The organism is Pseudozobellia thermophila (assembly GCF_900141855.1).
Classification (GTDB): domain Bacteria; phylum Bacteroidota; class Bacteroidia; order Flavobacteriales; family Flavobacteriaceae; genus Pseudozobellia; species Pseudozobellia thermophila.
Genome location: NZ_FQYU01000020.1, coordinates 18,486 through 19,765, shown reverse-complemented (window position 1 = coordinate 19,765; position 1,280 = coordinate 18,486). Strand labels below are relative to the sequence as shown.

Below are 1,280 nucleotides of genomic sequence, written 5' to 3'. Positions count from 1 at the left end.
TTTCTATGGATATCCGCAGGATTGACCACTAGGGAAGACCAACCATAGGACTCGAAACAACGATGCGCCGAATATCCACAGCAGCCGGCCTCGTAAGCCGTAACGACTTCATGATCGGCGAAATGTCTATCAACATAATCTTTAAGTTGTTCCGGGTTTGGATCCATGGAAAAGGACTTGCCTGAAAACAGATCTGTCGCGCAATGCACTTTCCAACTTCTCTTGTGAATGTCGATGCCAATGTATAACTTCGGTACAGCAGTAATTTGAGTAACCATATCTTTAATTTTTAGTTCATTTTAAAGATACTCGACTTACTGCTTTTTCATCGATGCTAAAAGTAATAGCGGTTTGAGGAATACTCGAACCGTTTTTGTGTTTAATTAAGTATATTGTTACCTGAAAGTGCTTGTATTTTTAACCGCTACTACTCTTATACTGAACGTTGTAAAACATTTAAAACCAGCCGTATTTAAAGTCAAAAGTGTGAACTTAATAAATAGAATTCGATACAAATTAAACAAGAATAACAAACCATTCAAACTCAAGAATATTGATTCCATAAAGAAATCAAAAGCAATGGATTTAGTTCTCGAATTGTGTATGGAATATTATACTGGAAAAGAACAAAAAATTGACTTTTATAAAGTAGAAGCTAAACTATGTGATAATCTTGGACTTCACTCTTGGGAATCAGAATTTTTATTGGACATTATGTCTGACAAAGGCTACATCAAAGAAGAGTATAATGAGAATAAAGCTTTGGATAAGATTTATGCTAAACCAAAAGGTATTAAAATTTTCATAAATGGCGGATTTGAAATAGAAGCGAGACGAAAAAAAAATGAACGTATTTTAATTAAAATAGCACAATGGTCATCAGCTATTGTAGGACTTTACTATTTGTTATTGCTTTTAAAAGAATTTTTCGGACTAAATACTCCGACCTTTAAAGAAATTTACTGTTGGCTAATTGGACTTTTTTAAGAATATGACAGAGAACAAAAAACGTTTTACAACAATGTATAACCGCAATTTATTCACAGCTAGCTGTTTTTCCCAAGGTGTTCATCGGTCGCTTCGCTCGGTCGGCGGATTCGACTATCCCGAAACAAGTTCGGGAAATCCACTCGGAATTGCTAACGTCTGTGCTTAACCGAAAATTCTGGGTATTTTAATCCGTAACTGACGGTTATACGAGACCGATGGTCGATGATACCTCCGGCCCGTAAAAAACCGGGCGGTCGAGGCCGCCGCCCTACCTTTTTTTCCTACCATCG

The 1,280-nt window shown here is 36.6% G+C and carries 1 protein-coding gene and 1 pseudogene; one reads left to right on the top strand and one right to left on the bottom strand.

The genetic code is table 11. The features are described 5' to 3' along the window. Positions 1-278 (bottom strand): annotated as a pseudogene (locus tag BUB37_RS21835) (IS110 family transposase); the annotation flags it as partial. Between the two features lie 301 nt (positions 279-579). On the opposite strand from BUB37_RS21835, the gene BUB37_RS20990 reads away from it, so the two are divergent. Continuing rightward, positions 580-987: a hypothetical protein gene (locus BUB37_RS20990; protein ID WP_139278174.1), complete on the top strand. Its 408-nt coding sequence runs from the start codon at positions 580-582 to the stop codon at positions 985-987. Positions 988-1,280 lie beyond the last annotated feature (293 nt).